The organism is Alkalibacterium sp. m-11 (genome assembly GCF_054658155.1).
In genome coordinates, this window is record NZ_BAAGIR010000677.1 from 1 (window position 1) to 221 (window position 221).

1 pseudogene is annotated in these 221 nt (G+C 38.9%); it reads right to left on the bottom strand.

The features are described from left to right. Positions 1-221: pseudogene (locus ACYQ2O_RS13890) on the bottom strand (RNA-guided endonuclease TnpB family protein); the annotation flags it as partial.

The following is a 221-nucleotide window of genomic DNA, read 5'->3' on the forward strand; positions in this document are numbered from 1 at the left end:
CGCAAAATCCGAAATACCCAAATCAATCCCGATCTTCCGTTCAACTAATTGGGGCGTTTCGTCCGCTGATTCCACAAGAATGGATATAAAATATTTTCCCGATTTATTCATTGATATCGTACATGATTTAATCTTGCCTTGAAAAGTACGATGCTGGACAAGCTTTACACATCCGATTTTAGGCAGTTTGATCTTACCATCTTCAATTCGGATATTTCCCC